Annotated in this window: 16 protein-coding genes; 7 read left to right on the forward strand and 9 right to left on the reverse strand. The window is 33.1% G+C overall.

Annotated elements, in window-relative coordinates; genetic code table 11:
* Nucleotides 1–138 precede the first annotated feature (138 nt).
* Together QZ659_RS05250 and QZ659_RS05255 are read right to left on the reverse strand one after the other, a co-directional pair.
* Nucleotides 139–1,863, reverse strand: coding sequence for a dynamin family protein (locus tag QZ659_RS05250; protein ID WP_291722952.1), 1,725 nt, complete (start codon nucleotides 1,861–1,863; stop codon nucleotides 139–141).
* Between the two features lie 101 nt (nucleotides 1,864–1,964).
* Complete coding sequence (locus tag QZ659_RS05255) at nucleotides 1,965–4,382, reverse strand: TonB-dependent receptor plug domain-containing protein (protein ID WP_291722955.1); 2,418 nt, start codon at nucleotides 4,380–4,382, stop codon at nucleotides 1,965–1,967.
* Nucleotides 4,383–4,540: 158 nt separating this feature from the next.
* On the opposite strand from QZ659_RS05255, the gene QZ659_RS05260 reads away from it, so the two are divergent.
* From QZ659_RS05260 to QZ659_RS05270, 3 genes are all read left to right on the forward strand, one after another.
* A complete protein-coding gene (locus tag QZ659_RS05260; protein ID WP_291722958.1) occupies nucleotides 4,541–5,122 on the forward strand; it encodes an RNA polymerase sigma factor in 582 nt (193 codons plus the stop codon).
* A gap of 68 nt (nucleotides 5,123–5,190) precedes the next feature.
* Entirely contained in the window at nucleotides 5,191–5,826 is a 636-nt protein-coding gene (locus QZ659_RS05265) for an energy transducer TonB (protein WP_291722961.1), read from the forward strand.
* Nucleotides 5,827–5,899: 73 nt separating this feature from the next.
* Entirely contained in the window at nucleotides 5,900–7,189 is a 1,290-nt protein-coding gene (locus tag QZ659_RS05270) for a homoserine dehydrogenase (RefSeq protein WP_291722965.1), read from the forward strand.
* Nucleotides 7,190–7,277: 88 nt separating this feature from the next.
* On the opposite strand, the gene QZ659_RS05275 is transcribed toward QZ659_RS05270, so the two are convergent.
* Together QZ659_RS05275 and QZ659_RS05280 are read right to left on the reverse strand one after the other, a co-directional pair.
* Entirely contained in the window at nucleotides 7,278–8,198 is a 921-nt protein-coding gene (locus tag QZ659_RS05275; RefSeq protein ID WP_291722970.1) for an ABC transporter ATP-binding protein, read from the reverse strand.
* A gap of 223 nt (nucleotides 8,199–8,421) precedes the next feature.
* Nucleotides 8,422–9,033 (reverse strand): nitroreductase, encoded by a 612-nt coding sequence (locus QZ659_RS05280; protein WP_291722973.1) that lies wholly within the window; start codon nucleotides 9,031–9,033, stop codon nucleotides 8,422–8,424.
* A 214-nt stretch (nucleotides 9,034–9,247) separates the two neighbouring features.
* Here QZ659_RS05280 and QZ659_RS05285 point away from each other — a divergent pair, with 214 nt between their 5' ends.
* Entirely contained in the window at nucleotides 9,248–10,018 is a 771-nt protein-coding gene (locus QZ659_RS05285; protein WP_291722976.1) for a TatD family hydrolase, read from the forward strand.
* 54 nt (nucleotides 10,019–10,072) lie between these two features.
* Nucleotides 10,073–11,209, forward strand: coding sequence for an asparaginase (locus tag QZ659_RS05290; RefSeq protein WP_291722979.1), 1,137 nt, complete (start codon nucleotides 10,073–10,075; stop codon nucleotides 11,207–11,209).
* Nucleotides 11,210–11,217: 8 nt separating this feature from the next.
* Here QZ659_RS05290 and QZ659_RS05295 read toward each other — a convergent pair whose 3' ends face one another.
* Nucleotides 11,218–12,081: a formylglycine-generating enzyme family protein gene (locus tag QZ659_RS05295; protein ID WP_291722982.1), complete on the reverse strand. Its 864-nt coding sequence runs from the start codon at nucleotides 12,079–12,081 to the stop codon at nucleotides 11,218–11,220.
* Between the two features lie 187 nt (nucleotides 12,082–12,268).
* Between QZ659_RS05295 and QZ659_RS05300 the strand changes: the two genes are divergently transcribed.
* Together QZ659_RS05300 and QZ659_RS05305 are read left to right on the forward strand one after the other, a co-directional pair.
* A complete protein-coding gene (locus QZ659_RS05300; protein WP_291722985.1) occupies nucleotides 12,269–12,601 on the forward strand; it encodes an ATP-dependent Clp protease adaptor ClpS in 333 nt (110 codons plus the stop codon).
* Nucleotides 12,602–12,974: 373 nt separating this feature from the next.
* Complete coding sequence (locus tag QZ659_RS05305) at nucleotides 12,975–13,577, forward strand: C40 family peptidase (RefSeq protein WP_291722988.1); 603 nt, start codon at nucleotides 12,975–12,977, stop codon at nucleotides 13,575–13,577.
* 128 nt (nucleotides 13,578–13,705) lie between these two features.
* On the opposite strand, the gene QZ659_RS05310 is transcribed toward QZ659_RS05305, so the two are convergent.
* The 4 genes from QZ659_RS05310 to QZ659_RS05325 all read right to left on the reverse strand — a co-directional run bounded on the left by QZ659_RS05310 (nucleotide 13,706) and on the right by QZ659_RS05325 (nucleotide 17,368).
* Entirely contained in the window at nucleotides 13,706–15,145 is a 1,440-nt protein-coding gene (locus QZ659_RS05310) for an OprD family outer membrane porin (RefSeq protein ID WP_291722991.1), read from the reverse strand.
* A gap of 153 nt (nucleotides 15,146–15,298) precedes the next feature.
* Nucleotides 15,299–15,700, reverse strand: coding sequence for a hypothetical protein (locus QZ659_RS05315; RefSeq protein ID WP_291722994.1), 402 nt, complete (start codon nucleotides 15,698–15,700; stop codon nucleotides 15,299–15,301).
* Nucleotides 15,700–16,530 (reverse strand): purine-nucleoside phosphorylase, encoded by an 831-nt coding sequence (locus QZ659_RS05320; RefSeq protein ID WP_291722997.1) that lies wholly within the window; start codon nucleotides 16,528–16,530, stop codon nucleotides 15,700–15,702. The genes QZ659_RS05315 and QZ659_RS05320 overlap by 1 nt, the downstream gene beginning before the upstream one ends.
* Nucleotides 16,531–16,609: 79 nt before the next feature.
* Nucleotides 16,610–17,368, reverse strand: coding sequence for a SprT-like domain-containing protein (locus QZ659_RS05325; protein WP_291722999.1), 759 nt, complete (start codon nucleotides 17,366–17,368; stop codon nucleotides 16,610–16,612).
* Between the last annotated feature and the right edge of the window lie 132 nt (nucleotides 17,369–17,500).

Here is a 17,500-nt window from a genome sequence, read left to right on the forward strand (position 1 = left end):
TTTGATTCTTAATTAAGAATCTCTTTTTTTTAGAATAAAAGTGAAGAGTTTTATTATTATTGGTTTTGCTCTTTTGCTTTTGCAAGCAGTAAGTCTAGTATTAAAAAATATTTTAACCTTGATAAAAAAGTAGAAAACCTAAACCAGTTCGTCCATTATCTTATCTAAATCTCTTTCAACAGCTTCATATTTCTCTTTGAGTTCTATAATTTGTTTTTGCTCCATTTCCATAAGCAAATCGAAATCTTTGAAATTGGAATCAATCTGATTTTTAAGATTGGAAATATAAGTGGAAAGTTTTTGATGGATTTCTTCTTTTAGAGCCTGTTTGCCTTCACTAATCTGCTCACGATATTTTTGCATTATCTTTTGCTTCTTAAGAACTACCGTAACACCAGTAAAAATAAGTCCGAGTCCTGTAATAATTCCACCTGTAACATCAAAAACAACTCCTTGTGTGAGTAATGCTATAGCCGTTCCAATAATTGCTATTCCCCCACCTGCGACAAAATCTGTAGAAAAACTGGTTTCCTTTGGAAACAAATCTTTCTGAACAAAATTTTCAGTTTCTTTAGTAAACTCATGAAATTCAGTTTGAAGGTCTTGCAAAACTCTACTTCTACGGTCGGCAATATCTCCAAAAATAGCATGATTTTCTTTTAAAATTTTTGGACTATTGCTAAGTTGTAAGTCAATTATTTTTGCCATCTGCTGAATGGTATCTGCTATGGCTGTAATACCTTCTGATAACTTTTGGGTAAGTGTTTTGGTAAGATTTTTTTCTAAATCTTGTGCCACACGCTCAAACCACATCTTTACAGATTCTTTGTCTGAAAGAACTGAACGAAACGACTTTCCTAATAAACTTCCAAAACTCAATCCTTTATTAATTTCTTGTTCGGTTTCTCTAGTAATGTTTTCATACGCTCCCAAAATATTTTCTATCAAAACATCTACTTGGTAGAGTGATTTCTTTTCTTGCTCGTTGAGTGATTTTTTTATTTCTACTCTAAATTTATTGTCAGCTTCAAGTTGCTTTTCTCTTAATAGTACACCTTCTTTTATTTTAGTAAGAATAGTTTTAGAGGTATCAATATTATTTTTTAGCTTCAAAATTGGCGCACGCCCACCTGTAATATTTTCTTTGATATATTCTCTAATTTCTGCAAAATTACTAGCCTCGTGATTTCCTTCCTTTTCTAGTTTGGCAGAAACAGCAAAAATATTGGGTTCTAAAAGTCCCTTTTTCTCTGCGTGTTTTCGAACGCCTTCAATGTTTGTCTTTAAATCAGCTTCGTTCAACAAATCTGATTGCTGCAAAACAAAAATTATTTTTTTTCTCCAGTCTTTATGAATAAAGTCAAAGAAATCCCAGCTAGACTGTCTGTATGGATTTTTAGCTTCAAAAACAAAGACAATCAAATCTGAAGAAGGAATAAAATCTTCTGTAATCTTTTGATGCCCTTCTGAAATAGCATTCGTACCAGGTGTATCTACAATGGCAATTTCTTTGAGAATATCGACAGGTAATAAAATCTTTTTCAAGTGTGGATTCATTACCAAAATCTGCTCGTCTTCTCCATACAAAATCTGCTGAACTGTATCTGTACAAGGGTCTGGAGCGACCTTACAAATATCTTTTTCTGTCTCTAAAAGTGCATTTACAAAACTACTCTTTCCAGCCTTTACCTCACCCACCACAACGAACATATAGGGTTCATTGATACGCTGACGCAATTCACTCACTGTACCAGAAAGCTCCTTACTTTGAATATCTTGTGTCAGATTATGTAGATTTTTAATGGTTTCATCTAAACGAAGACGAAATTTTTGAAGGCGTTTGTCTAAAATGCGACTTTTCATTGAGTTTAATAAAGAAAATTAATTGTTTTGGTCTGTATTTTTATTTTTCACGAAAGCTACTAAAAAGATAGGCAATTTACTATTTATTGTTGATTATCTCTCTAATTTATCTTAAAACTCACTCCTGCCTGTATATTTCTTTGTAATTGAGGATTGAAGGTAGCATCTATATCCAAACCTGTAGCATCTATTCCTCCATATTTTGCATCAAAAACATTATTTATTCTAAAATAGGCACTTACATTTTTATTAAAGTAATGACGTGCAAGTATATCTAAAGTATAATAACCATCTGTTCTAGCTCTATCTTCTTCGTATTGTTCTACATTAAAAACATTGCGTCTATACCATCCAGTCATTAAGATATTCTGAAAATTAATATACCATTTTTGAGAAGGACGAAAAGAAATACGCCATTGTCCCATAAAATCAGGTTGCATGCGATAATCATCTATTGTGCCACCATTGTCAGGTAAAACCTCACTTCCTTGTGTATAACTAAAAAATAAATCTGTGTCCAAATGAATGCGTTTAATAATATTTTTTACTTTTAGTATCCCTTGTATTCCATACGTTGCCGAACGGCTGTCCTCATCATTAATATACTCTCGTGCTGTACCATTAGAATTACCAGAGAGATAAGAGGCATTAGGGTAGATATTTTTATTTATTCTACGGAAACGTCCCACAATCGGACTTCTTGTTCCTGTAAAATAACCTACAATATCTAGTGTGATATTTTTGGCAGGAAAATAACGAACTCCTGTTTCTATTGTAACGGAATGTTCTGGGTTAAGATTAGGGTTTGGAATTTGTTGATAAATGACTGAGTCTGTTTCAAGGTCTAGTAAAGCTGTTGAAGCAAATTGAGTAGAAGGAGATGGGGCACGAAAGGCTGTTGCTCCAGAAGCTCTAAAAGATAATTTAGAATTTGCCTTATATAATATAGAAGCTCTAGGGTTTAACGCTACATTCGTAGAGATACTATCTCCTTCAAATCTATCACGAAAATCAATTCTTCCTCCCACAACAGTTACCCATTTGTCGTGCGTATAATAGGCTTGTAAAAATATTCCTCCGTTCATAAGATTATTTCCATTATAACCAAAATTTCCTAATATAGGGTCAGGTTCAAGATTACCATTTAAGGCATCTTGATATAATGTTATATCAAAAGGCTCTTCAAGGTCATTAGTAACAGGTAGGTTTGCCGAAAGTGTGGCAGAAAAACCACCTGTAATCTCAAGGTTTTGATTAAATTTTCTTGTATAAATGCTTTCTAAAAAAACGTCATCTGAGCCTTCATAACGATACGAACGACCTTCAGATCTACCTATGTTATAATTAGTTCCAAAAGAGCTATTTGCATCTAATCTATAAAATAGGTAGGAAGCATTTATCAAGAATGAAGAGTTTTTATTACTTGTTTGATATGAGACATGTGTCCTACGAATGGTTTCACCCATATAGGTTTCGGGACTAGCATACGAAAAAAAAGCAGGTGTTCGCCCTAAAACACTATGTCTTCGGCTATACATTTCATCTATTGCTACTTGGAACTTTCTGTACTTAAATTTTACGCCTATCAAGTAACTTTGTTCAGGTAGTTGGTTTACAACAGCTTTAAAGGGGTTACCGCCTTCATAATAGCTCATTCCAGCTTGGTTTTCTAATAATCTTAAAAAAGAATCTGGCTGATTTATTGCTAGTTCTGTAAGTAGTCTTCTCATTTCAGGCTCATTTGGAGCAGTAAAAGAGTTTAAAAATGTATTAAATGGATTAAAGGCTTCCGAGTCTCTATCCAAGTTCAAATCTTCTCTTTTGGTAAGATTTCCATAAATACTATACTGCAAAACATTTTTGTCTCTTCCAGCCTTTCCCCCAGCTAAAAAATCTACATGGCGATAATCGTTTGTACCAAAATAGGCATTTGCTTGTGCATAAGCTGATTTTTCAGAAGTCTGAGTGATAATATTTATTACCCCAGCCACAGCATCTCCACCATAAACAGCAGAAGCAGGGCCATATACAATCTCTATTCTTTCAGCTTGAGCGATAGGAAGTTGCGCTCCAATAGCAAGCGCACCATTTACAGCAGGTTGAATAGGAACATTATTTATCAAAATTTTGGTGTATTCATTGCCTATTTGCCCACGCATTAAAAACATTTCTCCCAAAACACCTGAACCAGGTTGAGAGACTTTTATCCAAGGAACAGTTTTCAAAACATCTACCAGTGTAATGTATCCGTTTTCCAAAATTTCTTCTTTCGTAACCACATATACTGTAGAAGGAATATCTTCAAGTTCTTTTTCTGAACGACTGACCGAAACTAGGCGTGTTTCTTCTGTAAGGGTTGTTTTGTTTAGGTCTGCTTCAGTAAGTTTTTCTTTGGCAAGGTGCAAAGGTGTAGATACGTTTTCTTTATTGGCAGTGCTGTCTGTTTGAGCTAATGAAAACGTAGCGAAACTACAACCAACAAATAAGATAGCTAGAAAAATAAAAGAGTTACTTTTCATAAAATGGACTTTATTTAAGGGCTAAATGACAGAATTTTGTAAAAAATGAGGAAGGAAATGTTACTTTTCTACTAAAATACGGTTTTATTTGTAAAGAGTAAATTAAAGTAGCTTTTATCGCAGACTGAATGCTTACTTTTAACCTTTAATAATTTTGTTTGAACTCATCTGAAACACGTAGCATATTGCAAGTATCTGTTCAAAGCCAAAGCGAAGAAGAACTCATTTTGGCTGCACAAAACGACCCTAAACATTTTAGAGTGCTTTATGAAACCAACTATGAAGCTATTTTTCGTTTTTTATATAGAAAAACAAATGATGAAGCTCTAGCTGCCGACCTAACAGCACAAACTTTTGTGAAAGCTCTGACCAATATTCATAAATTCGAATATAAAGGAGTGCCGTTTTCAGCGTGGCTCTACAGAATTGCATCAAACGAGTTTTTGAAATATTATAGAAAGCATAAAAAAATGCCTGTGTATTCTTTAGAAGAGGAAACAGCAAAAAAACTCACTAACTTTTCAGAAGCCCAAGCAGATGAAAGACAACAAGAACGCATCGGAGAGCTAAAAAAAGTATTAGAAACCCTAAAACCAAAAGAGATGCAGATGATAGAACTTCGTTTTTTTGAAGACAAATCTTTCAAAGAAATTGGTTTTATCTTAGAGACAACAGAAAGCGCAGCCAAAATGAAAACCTATAGAATATTAGAGAAAATTAAAAATACAATTACGAATTAGGTTTAATCTTAAAATCAAAATTAGCTATGCTGATTGTTACACAATTCTAAAATCTAACTTTGTATAAAATGAAACATCAAGATATAAATTTTAATCAAAAACCAATTTCATCAGAAAAAATCAAATCCTATCAAGATTTTGATGCACTTTTGAATGAAGTAGAGAATAACAATTCACGTAAAAAATCAAAAACAGTATTTTTCTCCTTTTCCAACCCTTATCTTTCGGTAGCAGCTTCGGTTTGTCTGTTGTTTGTGATTGGAATGGGAATATTTTTCAATCAGAAAGATAATGAAGTGATAGAAAAAAATACAGACTTAGCGTATTCTATCACAGACCAAGACTTAGAAAATGCTGAACGCCTTACAGCTTCTATTTCAGAAAAAATGGATTTGCCAACTCCAAAAGAAGGAATGGCAATTACTACAACTATTTTAGAGGAAAATGCAAGTCCAGAAAATGCGTCTTTAGAGCAAGTAGCACAAGTTTTGAAAACTGAAATGAATAAAAACGCTTGTAAAATCTCTATGCAGCAAGAAACAAAGTATGTTGCTTTTGTAGTCAATAGTCAAGGGCAAATTACAGATATTGAAGCACAAGGCTGCGAACAAGAAGCTAAAAAAATACTTTCATCATTTCCAAAATGGAAATCAGGAACACTTCAAGGGCAGCACCTTTCGCAGCGTGTCGTGGTTGCAATTTAATTTTGAATGCTGAATAAAATGACCTATTTTTAATTCAGTCTTTAAGATTAAAAAATAAATACAACCACCAACTATGAAAAAAACATTGAAAATAGGCTTGTTTGGCTTTGGCTGTGTCGGAAAAGGACTCTACGACATTCTTCAAAACAACACCGAAAACACAGGCTTTGAAGCACAGATTTTGAAAATTTGTGTAAAAGACAAGACAAAAAAACGTTCTATTGATGCTTCTTATTTTACCTTTGATAAGAATGAAATTCTAGAAAACGAAGAAATAAATCTTGTGGTAGAGCTTATTTCTGATGCCGATGAAGCCTATCAGATTGTAAAAAAAGCTCTTTTAGCTGGAAAAAATGTAGTTACGGCAAACAAAAAAATGATTGCTCTACATTTGGAGGAACTTGTCAAGATTCAGAAAGAAACAGGAAGTTCGCTTTTATATGAAGCTGCTGCCTGTGGTAGCATTCCGATTGTCCGAACACTAGCAGAATACTACGACAACGAACTTTTATATTCTGTAAGTGGAATTTTTAATGGTTCTTCGAATTATATTCTATCAAAAATTGCTACGGAAAATCTGACTTATGACGTGGCATTGAAGCAAGCTCAAGATTTAGGTTTTGCAGAAGCTGACCCCACTTTAGATGTAGCTGGTTTTGATGCAATGTATAAACTTTGTTTACTGGCAGCACAGGCTTATGGAATTTTTGTAAATCCAGATGAAGTATTGAGAATGGGTATCAATACCCTTAAAAAAGAAGATATTGATTTTGCGAAAGCCTATTCAAAAAACAGTCAGAATGGTTTCAAAATAAAGCTAGTTGCTAATATTTCACGTATTGGAAAGATAGAAGAGAACAAACTCTTACTTTATGTCTTGCCTGTTTTTATTTCTGCTGATAACCCACTCTACAACGTAGAAAATGAAAATAATGCTGTTTTGGTAGAAGCTGCGTTCTCCGACAAACAAACTTTCATTGGAAAAGGAGCAGGAGGACACCCTACAGGCTCGGCTGTCTTGTCTGATATTTCTGCACTGCGTTATGACTATCAGTATGAATATAGAAAAGTAAGAAGTATTGATGTTCCAACCACGACACAGTTTAAGACTACAAAAAATGCTCTAGCAGAAGTTTATTTACGTTTTGATGAAAACTTGACGGAAAATAAATTGAGAGAAAATTTCAATTTTCAAGATGTTGTAGAAAAAAGAGAAAACTACATTATTGGAAACGTTCTCTTATCTGAACTCTTCGAAAAGCGTGATTTTATTGAGGAAAATAACATTTTTGTAGCGATTGCTGGAGATGTGAAAGCTGTAGAAAATAAAGAAGAGAGATTGGAAGCTGTGGAAAGTCATTAATCAGAAATTATATTTTTGATTAATGATTTCTCCATAGGACAGAGTTTACAAACTCTGTCCTATGGAGAAATATAGAGAATGTTGTTTGTTAATTCTCCACCATTTTAATAAAAATATCATTGATAGAAGGCAGTTTTTCTTGCATAGCAATTATTTCATAATCATTGATAAGCTCCTGTACGAGCGCATTTTTTTCTGCTTGTTCATTAATTTTGACTGAAGTCAGATAGGTTTTGAAGTCTGTTTCTTGGCTTCCTTTCAAAATCTCATAAGAATTTCCATTTTCCTTGATAGGCTTATCTGTCTGAATTTCAAAAATATGCGTTCGGTGACTCATTTTTATATCAGCTTTTTTGCCTTCAAATATTTTACGAGATTTGTTAATGAGTGCTATTGTATCACAAAGTTCTTCTACTGATTCCATACGGTGTGTAGAGAAAATAACGGTTGTGCCTTGCTCACGCAGTTTCAAGATTTCATCTTTCAGAAGGTTAGCATTCACAGGGTCAAAACCAGAAAAAGGCTCATCTAAAATCAATAGTTTGGGCTGATGCAAAACGGTTGCTACAAACTGTACTTTTTGTTGCATTCCCTTTGAAAGTCCTCCTACTTCTTTTCCCCACCACGATTTCATATCAAACGTAGTAAGCCAGTATTTAAGTTTGCTTTCAATTTCGGCTTTCGGTATTCCTTTAAGTCTTCCTAAATACATCAATTGCTCTCCTACTTTCATTTTTGGGTAAAGCCCACGCTCTTCTGGTAGATAACCAATTTTTGCAATGTGTTTTGGCGCTAACTCTTCGCCTTCAAAAAGAATTTTACCTTCGTCTGCTCCTGTAATTTGGGTTATGATACGGATAAGCGATGTTTTTCCTGCACCATTAGGACCAAGAAGTCCGTAAATGCTTCCTGTCGGAATAGAAAGACTTACGCCAGAAAGTGCTGTATGATTATGATATTCTTTTCGAACATCTGTAATAGTAAGAATAGGGTTGTTTTCTTTATTCAAAATCAAGTAAAATTTATTGAACCGTTGTTAAGGGAATAAATGGATACAAAAAACAAAATTACACAAATGTTTGTCTTTTCAATTATTAATCAATAAAGGCTATCACTAAATAATTAATAACTAGAGTTACGCAGATTAGTGTCCTGTGAAATACAGGACACAGTTTCAAATTTTACAAACCCTACTCACACAGAGCAGCATGTTGCGTAAGTTCAGTTAATAACTATTTTATCCACTCTACTTTTTCTTGTATAGGTTTGCGTGTAGCTTCTTTTACTAAGTCTTCTTTAGGCACTCCTAAATATAAAAAACCAACTATTTTTTCATTTTCAGACAGACCAAATTGTGTATGTGTTTCGTCAGCATAGACGAGCGCACCAGTTCCCCAGTAACTTGCCAATCCATAAACGGCTGCTGAAAGTTGCATATTCTGAATGCCACAAGCAACAGCTTCTATATCTTCAATCGCTGGAATACGTGGATTTTGATTTGTGCGAGCCACCACTACCACAATATGCGAAGACTGGCTCATTCGTTTACGTAATTTGATAGCTTTTTCTTCTTTATATTCTTGCTCTGGAGTTGTTTTTTTATATAAATTAATAAGAAAGTCTCCTAACTCTTCTCTTTTCTCATCTGCAAAAACGAAAAATCTCCACGGCTCTAACTTTCCGTGATTAGGCGACCAAGTTACATTTTCTAAGAGTTGCCATACAATTTTATCATCAATTTTTTCCCCAGTACACTCATGAGGATAAATGGTTCTTCTGTCTCGTATAAGCTGATTGATTTGTTCTGGAGTGATGTCAGTAATTTCTTTTATGTTGTATTTCATAGCTTGTTTTTTTGTGAGTTCTAAAAAAAATAAAGTTTTTTGCTAATTTAAGCCCATAATTGAAGAAAAAAAAGTAAAAATTCACAAATTCAGTTGCAATAAGTATAATGAAAGTGAAAAGGAGCAAGATTAGGTTTTGGTAAAGAAGTAACTTGTAAAGTGCTTACTCTTTACTAATTTTGTAACATAATTACTAAAACAACAATTTACACCTATGAATTTTATAGATACGCACGCTCACCTATACGATAAAAAATTTAAAGCTGACTGGAATGAATTGGTAGATAGATTAGATAGCACAGGCATAGAAAGAGTATATTTACCAAATATTGACCGTGCTTCTATTGAGCCGATGTTTGAAGTAGAGGAAAAAGACAAAAAACGTTTTATTCCTATGATGGGATTGCATCCGTGTTCGGTAAAGAAAGATTTTGAAAAAGAACTTTATATTGTAGAAGAATGGCTAAACAAGCGCAAATTTTCGGCTGTTGGAGAAATAGGTTTAGATTTATATTGGGATAAAACTTTTTTTGAGCAGCAAAAAGAAGCCTTCAAAATTCAGATAAATTGGGCCAAGAAATTCGATATTCCGATTGCTATCCATACAAGGGAATCAACAGATGAGGCTTTAGAAATTTTGGAAGAAATGAAAGATGAGAGTTTGAAAGGAGTTTTTCATTGTTTTGGTGGAACGCAAGAACAAGCCGAAAGAATCCAAAAACTGGGTTTTTTGATGGGAATTGGAGGTGTAGTTACTTATAAAAATGGTGGATTAGATAAAGTTTTGCCAAGTGTAGATTTACAACATCTTATTTTAGAAACAGATGCACCTTATCTTTCTCCTGTGCCACATAGAGGAAAACGCAATGAGAGTAGTTATATTCCAATTATTGCCAAAAAAGTAGCTGAAATAAAAGGACTTACCATAAAAGAAGTAGCAGAAAAAACTACTCAAAATGCTAAAGAATTATTTACAAGTATATAAATCACATTGATAATCTATCAGTGCGTCAGAAATACTGAACTCATAATTGAAAAAATGATTTTAGACCAATACAACATCATCAACTTACGTACGGCAGCCGACGAAGACTGTAATACTTCTATTTTGGTAATCTACACAGGAGGAACAATCGGAATGGATTATGACGAAAAAGGAAGTCTTGTGCCTTTCGATTTTGAAGTTTTGCTGGAGAAAGTACCAGAACTGACACGTTTTAAGTTTCGACTTACTATGCTTGTGCCTTTTGAGCCTATAGACTCATCAAATATGGGAACAGAACATTGGCTAAGTATGAGTTGGCTTATAGAAGAATTGTATGATGAGTTTGATGGCTTCGTGATTCTTCACGGAACAGATACAATGGCATATTCTGCCTCTGCTTTGAGCTTTTTACTTCAAAACTTAGCAAAGCCTGTTATCTTGACAGGCGCACAAATTCCGATAAGTGCTCACCGAACCGATGCAAGAGAAAATCTGATTGGAGCTTTGGAAATTGCTTCTATGCAAGACAAGAAACAACAAGTAATCAAAACAGAAGAGGGAAAGGAGACTATCATTGAGCAAAATATCGCCCTAGTTCCAGAAGTTTGTGTTTATTTTGATAATTTACTTTTGAGAGGCAATCGCTCCAAAAAAGTTCAGAGTCTAAACTTTACAGCTTTCGAATCACAAAATTATCCTCATTTGGCTGAGGCTGGTATTTTTATAAATTACGCAAAGAGTTATATTCTGCCTGTTCCTACAAAAAGATTAAGTTTTAAAAGTGCGATGGACGATAATGTTATTCTTTGGAAAATACACCCTAGTATGAATCCGAAATATTATCTTCCAATGCTAGAGAGTGAAAACTTAAAGGGAGTAGTTTTAGAATCGTTTGGTTCTGGAAATATCCCAACAGAAAAGTGGGTAATTGATATTTTGGAAAAAATTATTAAACGTGGAGTGGTTGTCGTTAATGTCTCACAATGTGCAGGAGGTTATGTCTTGCAAGGGCATTATGAAACTAGCCACGCTCTCACACAAATCGGAGTAGTGAGTGGAAATGACCTTACCTCTGAAGCAGCTCTTACAAAACTTATGTTTCTTTTTGGAAGTTATGACAACGAGCGTGAGAGAGAAAAAATTATAGAACTTCTACAAACTCCTCTTTGTGGAGAAATGACACTTTTTTAAAATGAAATTTAAGGTTTTTCCTTTACCTCACAAACACATCTAAAACCCAACCAAGCAGTAGGGTAGTTATAACGAATACGCTCTTTAATAGTGCTTTGCAAAGGAACGTGCATCCAAGAGCCTCCTTTTGCAATTCCTTTTTCTGTTATCATTTCAGCTACATTTCCTATGGTGTGATGAAGTCCAAAAAGATTTGTAGGGTTTTGATATGCATAAACAGTTGGAGGAATAGCTAATGAATCTTCTATGTTTTGATTTAATTTTTGGCTCAAATTAAAGGATGAAATAGGAACACTGGCAAGATTAAAACCATATTTTAGATTCTCTTCATTCAAAGTATCTATTGTAGCTAAGGCAGCTTTTTCCCATTCTTTTTCAGTTGGAAGGCGATATTCAAAGGTGTATTTAGTGTCTCTGCTACTAACAAAACTTTGTGTAACGGCTTCACTTCTCCACTTACAATAATTTATAGCTTGCTCGTGAGAAACTCCAACAACAGGCAAAAAGCGATAGCCTTCATATTCAAGGTAACCCAGCGAAAGAGCAAGTTTTACAGAATCAGAAAATGGAATATCTCTATTCATCCAAGCTCCAGTAGTTGGAATTTGACTCTGATAGTGGTCGTAGGAAGAATCTTCACTCATATAATGCAAGTATTCCAAATAACTTAAATTTACAACTTCGGTTTTGTCTATAAATAAATTGCCATCTATCCAAATCGTATTTGGAGGAGTAGGTAGATTGGGTTTCATAGCCAAATGATTTTTTACATTTTTATTTACTTGTCGTTGCCACACCTTGTATGAAGAAGAACAAGCAAAAGCAAAAAGTAATGAAAAGATAATAGCTAGTTTTGTGATAGGTCTTTGCATTATGAATGGTTAAAGTGGTAATTCTATAACGTTTTAAAAAAGAATAACGAAAATCTAAAAAAAACGTGTGCTTATAAACTATTCCTTTGATAAATTGGTTATTTTTTTTATAAAATCGTATTTTTGTATTAAATACACCCAATTTTTTAGGTCTTTGCACATTCTTACATTTCAACTACATTCAATTATGAAACACTTTTCAAACGCTTCCAAATTTATTCAGAACAATAAAGCTAATACAGGATTTTATTCCAATACAGAAACAGAAGTTTTAGAAGAAGTAGATACCAAAACAGAGGAAGGGCATCGTTTGATTGTCTTCAACGACGAAGTAAACACATTTGACCACGTTATAGATACGCTTATAGATGTTTGTAATCATTCTGAACCACAAGCAGAACAGTGTACTTGGATTATTCATTTTAAAGGAAAATGCTCTGTAAAAGAAGGTTCTTGGAACGACCTTGTTCCGATGCGTAACGCAATTTGTGAACGTGGCATCTCAGCAGAAGTAGATTAAAATTTTATCGACTTTCATATAAAAAAGGTCTGAATTATAGTATTCAGACCTTTTTTATTTTTATAATACTTTATTTTTCAAAGTTAATATATTTCTCTTGTGTTTCCCTGATAAAAATTATTCTTGGTGAACTTGAGTTTTTGTATAGAAAATTCTACAAAACTATTTATATCAGTATTATTTTATAAACAAAGTAAATGTGGGAAAAAATAAATTATTTATCAGAGAGTGAGGGGAAAATAAAATTGCGATAATTATAACTTCTCATAAATTATTATTTATAAGAATTGTTATAAATTATTTTGGAATAGTTTTAGAATAAGATTTTGTAGATTTGAATACACTTTATTTACTCACTAAAATTCTATCTACGATGAAAAAATTATTTTACTTTCCTGTATTACTCTTATTATTTTTATTTACTTTATCATCTTGTGGCAACTTTAAACTTGTTACTATTCAAGATATTGAAAATGATAAGAACAATACTTTGAAAAACAAAGTTAAGGTTTCAGAATCAGTTGTAAATAATGAAGACCTAACAGAAGAAAATGAGAATTCAGAAAATACAAGTTCAACCTCTTTATCTAAAGCTGAAAAAGTGGTAGATGCTGCTCGTAAGCAGTTAGGAACACCACACCTTTTAAAAAATCCAAAGAAAAAACCTGCTACTGATTGCTCTGGAATGACATGTAAATCTTATTCTACTGTCGGAATTAGTTTGCCACGCACCACGACAGGACAAGCAGAAATGGGAAAATATATTTCAAAAAAGAATCTTCAAAAAGGTGATTTAGTGTTTTTTTCTTCTAAAAAAAATAATGGAAGAATATCTCATGTAGGACTTATAAGTCGTGTAGAATCAGATGGAAGCGTTTATTTTATACATACTTCAACCTCAAGGGGAGTAGTAGAAGATGATTTTTATATGAAGCACTGGCAAGAAAATTTTGTTACGGCTCGTAGAGTTTTGTAAAAAACTAGAGTGCTGGACATCCATAGATATTTGATGTTCTGTGACTCACAGAACAGGGAAAAAGTGACACCAACAACTTTTTATCTCATGTCCAGTACTCTAGTAAAAAACAATATTAAATATTTTTTTTACTTACCAAAATGGTAATTTATAACAAAATTGTAATTTGTAAGATTGGTTTTATTAAAAATGTATTTTGTGTTTTCTTGTGGTTTTGCATTCTCTTTTCTAACAATTAGACACTGCATTTCTAAGCCTTCAAAATACCCCTCAAATTTGTATCGTATATCAATATTGAATTGATGATAGGAAGGTAACTCGTATTTATTTAATCTATAATTGGTAACATTTGGTAAATCATAATACCCATATCCTAGTGTAAGAGAAATTTTATGGTCTAGCCAAAATGAGTGGTATTGTGTGCTAAATGCGTGTACGTCTCCTGCTCCCTCATTTCGTTCACGAGGCATATACGTAAAAAATGGCTCTCGTCCCCATTCTCTTGGCAATAAAAAACGTCCGTCTTTATTGATGCGTGTATAATTGACAGTAAACCAATGTTTATAATTAGCAACTCCTAAGCGAATACTAAACGCCTGTGCTTGTTTTTGAGATTCGTAATAAGCCAGTTCTGAAGTAGAATTTCCTCCCTTATTTAATTTATGTTGGTAATGATACTGTAAACCAAATAAAGGCGAAAAAGCAATACTATCCAAATCAATATATTCTACACTAAAAAGTGATGTATTAAATATATTTTCCACATACTGATTGTGTAAGTGAAACTTAACTCTTTCAAGGTTGAATAAAATATCTGATGAAAAAATTCCTTTTGTATGTTGATGCTCAAAATAGTTAGCTTCTGAACCATCTGTACGAATACCTTGCGAATAAATACCTAAAGAATGTCCAACAGGATAGAAATCGACTGTACTACGAGGCGAAACTGCCCAAATCCAAGCACCTTCAAACTGCAATTTTTTGATAGGATTCCATTGCAAATGCAATCCTTCTTGCACGGCTGGGCGCATACGTCCGTCTTGTGCATTAATGTAAGGAGTTTGGATGGTAAAACGTCCTAGTTTTGCTGTAAAGTATTTGTTGTCATAAGCTAAATACAACTCTTCCAATCGGTCTAAATCGTGATGATTTTCTGGGTCTTCTATATCAAACAAATCAAGTTCATATCTGCTATTTCTTAAATGATTGGAAAGCAAATTGAACTTGAAAAAACCACCTACTCCAATATGCAGACCGTGCCAGTTTTTACTTTTATAGTGCAAACCCATTCCAAAACCATTGGCATAATAATCATTCAAGCCTTTTTGGTTGTCTGTAAACATCAAAAAGTTACGAAGTTTTGCACTAAAAAATCCTTTTTGAAGTGCATTAGCTAATGTCTTTTCTTCTAAAGAATCTTCAAAACAGTGTAGAGTTGGCGACAGCTCCTTAAAAGAAAAATGAGGGTCGGGAGCTTGTTCTATTTCTTTTAAGTCTTCTTGTGCGTAAAGCGTTGCAGAAGTAAATAAAAAAGTAAATAAAATAAGTGTGTAAAAAGTGAATTTCATCCTCTATCCTTTTAAACTGACTGAATAAAAATAATAGAACAAAATTAGCTCTTCTGCCTATTTATGTCAGTTACAAAAGTTACTTACACATCAATATTATTTCGTTTCTTCATATCAAAACATCGCCTCTGTATATAATGGTTTCTGAAAACTTTAGTCTAATAAATTTAAATTCATTCGTTGGGCATAAATATAAATATCCTCTGAATTTAATTCTAATTCTGCATTGTGTATTTTTACATTGTATTTTCCATTAAATCGCTTATCAGAAGATTTATAAATAGCCAAAGTGCTATCATTTTTATAATCAAGCTTTGCTACCACAAATCTATCGTAACCTAAACTAAGTAATATATTATTTTCATCTATCTGTATTTGTTTGGCAAAAGCAATTTTATTACCACTTTGTATCAAGTTTTCACCTTTATAGCTAATATTAAACGTCGTATAAGTTCCATTTAAATTGGGTAATGTATTTTTATTCTTACAAGACAAAACAATCAGAAATAGCACTGACAAAGTGTAAAAAGCATTTTTAAATTTTAATTTTTTCATTAATCTAATTTCTTAATCATTTCCTTAAATAAAAAAGCCATTTTTGGTTCAGCTACGGCAGCAGCTTCTAAGACTTCCTCTAATGTAATAGGTTTTACATTTTCTGGTTGGCACAAGTCTGTCAAGACAGAGACAGCAAAAACAGGTAGATTCATATGTACGGCTGCAATTACTTCTGGCACTGTCGACATTCCGACGGCATCTGCGCCTATTGTTCTCAAATAACGGTATTCTGCTCTCGTTTCAAGATTGGGTCCTGAAACACTAACATAAACGCCTTTATGAAAATTAGAAAAACTAAGCTCTTGATTTTCTGAAATTACATTTTCTGCTAGTTCTATCAGTTTGTTGGAATAGGGTTCAAACATATCTGGAAAGCGAATACCCAAAGCAGGAATATTTTTTCCAATTAATGGATTAGAAGGAAGTAAATTGATGTGGTCTTCTAAAATCATCAAATCACTTAGTTTAAAATTTGGATGTAATGCACCAGCAGCATTCGAAACGAATAAGTACTCAATTCCTAACATTTTCATTACACGCACAGGAAATACAATTTGTTTCATTGAATAACCTTCATAATAATGAAAACGCCCTTGCATAACGATTACATTGTGTCCAGAAAGTTTACCAAAAATGAGTTTTCCTGCGTGGCTTTCTACTGTTGAGAGAGGAAAATGAGGAATGTCTTGATATGAAATAGTAAGTTCCGTCTCTACTTCATTAACTAAAGCGCCTAAACCAGTTCCTAAAATAATTCCGACTTTCGGTTTTTCTTTATAAAATGAGCGAATAAAAGTGAGTGCTTCGTTGAGTTTTTCGAATTCCAATTTTTTAATGATTAATTTTTAGTGATAAATGAGAAATGGAATAATACTTTTACTTTGAATTTCAAATTTTATAATAAAATCAAACTGGCTTACTTTCTAGTTTCTTTAAATATTTTAGCAAGATATAATATTTTTTGAAACGATTTCCTTTATTGTCTTTGTACTCTCCATTTTTGTCTAAAGCCATTACAGTGGCTCGCTTTGTGATTCGGTGAATAAAACCTGTGTATTCTTTTCCATCAAACGAAAAATTTACCCAGTCGCCTACTTTTAAATCATATTCTTTCAAGGCTTCCATTCTGCCTGTCAGCAGTTGATGTGTAAAGGCTGTATGTCCGAAAATATGGTTAGCTAATTTTTTAAAATTATCTTTTCTACAACTAGAGTCTCCGAAAGCTAAAAATTCTACAAGATGGATTATTTCGTGTTCGATAACGTGCATAAGAGCTTCCAAACGGTTTTTGGTCTGAAATCCTGCTAAATTTACAGTTTTGGCAGAATCATTTTTGAAAGAATTGAAAATCAAATAGGCAGAAATTCGCATTCTAAACTGAACAGGATTTTGCTTTGTAACCTTATAATACATCAATTTTCCACCTGCCGAAGTCATTTTTTTAGACCAATCAAAAGCCATTTTAGAAGTTACCTCATTTTCTTTGAAATAATTATCAAAAAAATGAGTATCGTAAAGATTAAAAATCAGTTTTATATCATCATTTGAAACTACGCTAAAATTTTCTGTTTTGATTTGTTTAGACTGTATAAAAACTTGCTGACGAATTTTGTCAAAACGCTGTTCTATTTCTTCATTAGTGTATTTATAATTCAATAACTTCATAAAATAAAATTGATGTAAACTATCGTCGGTGAGGCACCGAAAATGGCGAAAAAATCCGTTGTTGGTGTCCCCACTAACAACTAAGTAGAATCAATATTTAACCGTCGTTGAGGCTCAAAATGCAGCCGTCAA

The sequence above is a fragment of the Bernardetia sp. genome, from assembly GCF_020630935.1.
In the GTDB taxonomy this organism is placed as follows: Bacteria; Bacteroidota; Bacteroidia; order Cytophagales; family Bernardetiaceae; genus Bernardetia.

Bases quoted from the DNA above. Each gene is read 5' to 3' on its own strand.
- QZ659_RS05295 (WP_291722982.1), bottom strand. From the start codon at position 12,081: ATGCAAAGACCTATCACAAAACTAGCTATTATCTTTTCATTACTTTTT.
- QZ659_RS05280 (WP_291722973.1), bottom strand. From the start codon at position 9,033: ATGAAATACAACATAAAAGAAATTACTGACATCACTCCAGAACAAATC.
- QZ659_RS05315 (WP_291722994.1), bottom strand. From the start codon at position 15,700: ATGAAAAAATTAAAATTTAAAAATGCTTTTTACACTTTGTCAGTGCTA.
- QZ659_RS05300 (WP_291722985.1), top strand. From the start codon at position 12,269: ATGAAACACTTTTCAAACGCTTCCAAATTTATTCAGAACAATAAAGCT.
- QZ659_RS05270 (WP_291722965.1), top strand. From the start codon at position 5,900: ATGAAAAAAACATTGAAAATAGGCTTGTTTGGCTTTGGCTGTGTCGGA.
- QZ659_RS05265 (WP_291722961.1), top strand. From the start codon at position 5,191: ATGAAACATCAAGATATAAATTTTAATCAAAAACCAATTTCATCAGAA.
- QZ659_RS05310 (WP_291722991.1), bottom strand. From the start codon at position 15,145: ATGAAATTCACTTTTTACACACTTATTTTATTTACTTTTTTATTTACT.
- QZ659_RS05325 (WP_291722999.1), bottom strand. From the start codon at position 17,368: ATGAAGTTATTGAATTATAAATACACTAATGAAGAAATAGAACAGCGT.
- QZ659_RS05250 (WP_291722952.1), bottom strand. From the start codon at position 1,863: ATGAAAAGTCGCATTTTAGACAAACGCCTTCAAAAATTTCGTCTTCGT.
- QZ659_RS05305 (WP_291722988.1), top strand. From the start codon at position 12,975: ATGAAAAAATTATTTTACTTTCCTGTATTACTCTTATTATTTTTATTT.
- QZ659_RS05285 (WP_291722976.1), top strand. From the start codon at position 9,248: ATGAATTTTATAGATACGCACGCTCACCTATACGATAAAAAATTTAAA.
- QZ659_RS05290 (WP_291722979.1), top strand. From the start codon at position 10,073: ATGATTTTAGACCAATACAACATCATCAACTTACGTACGGCAGCCGAC.
- QZ659_RS05255 (WP_291722955.1), bottom strand. From the start codon at position 4,382: ATGAAAAGTAACTCTTTTATTTTTCTAGCTATCTTATTTGTTGGTTGT.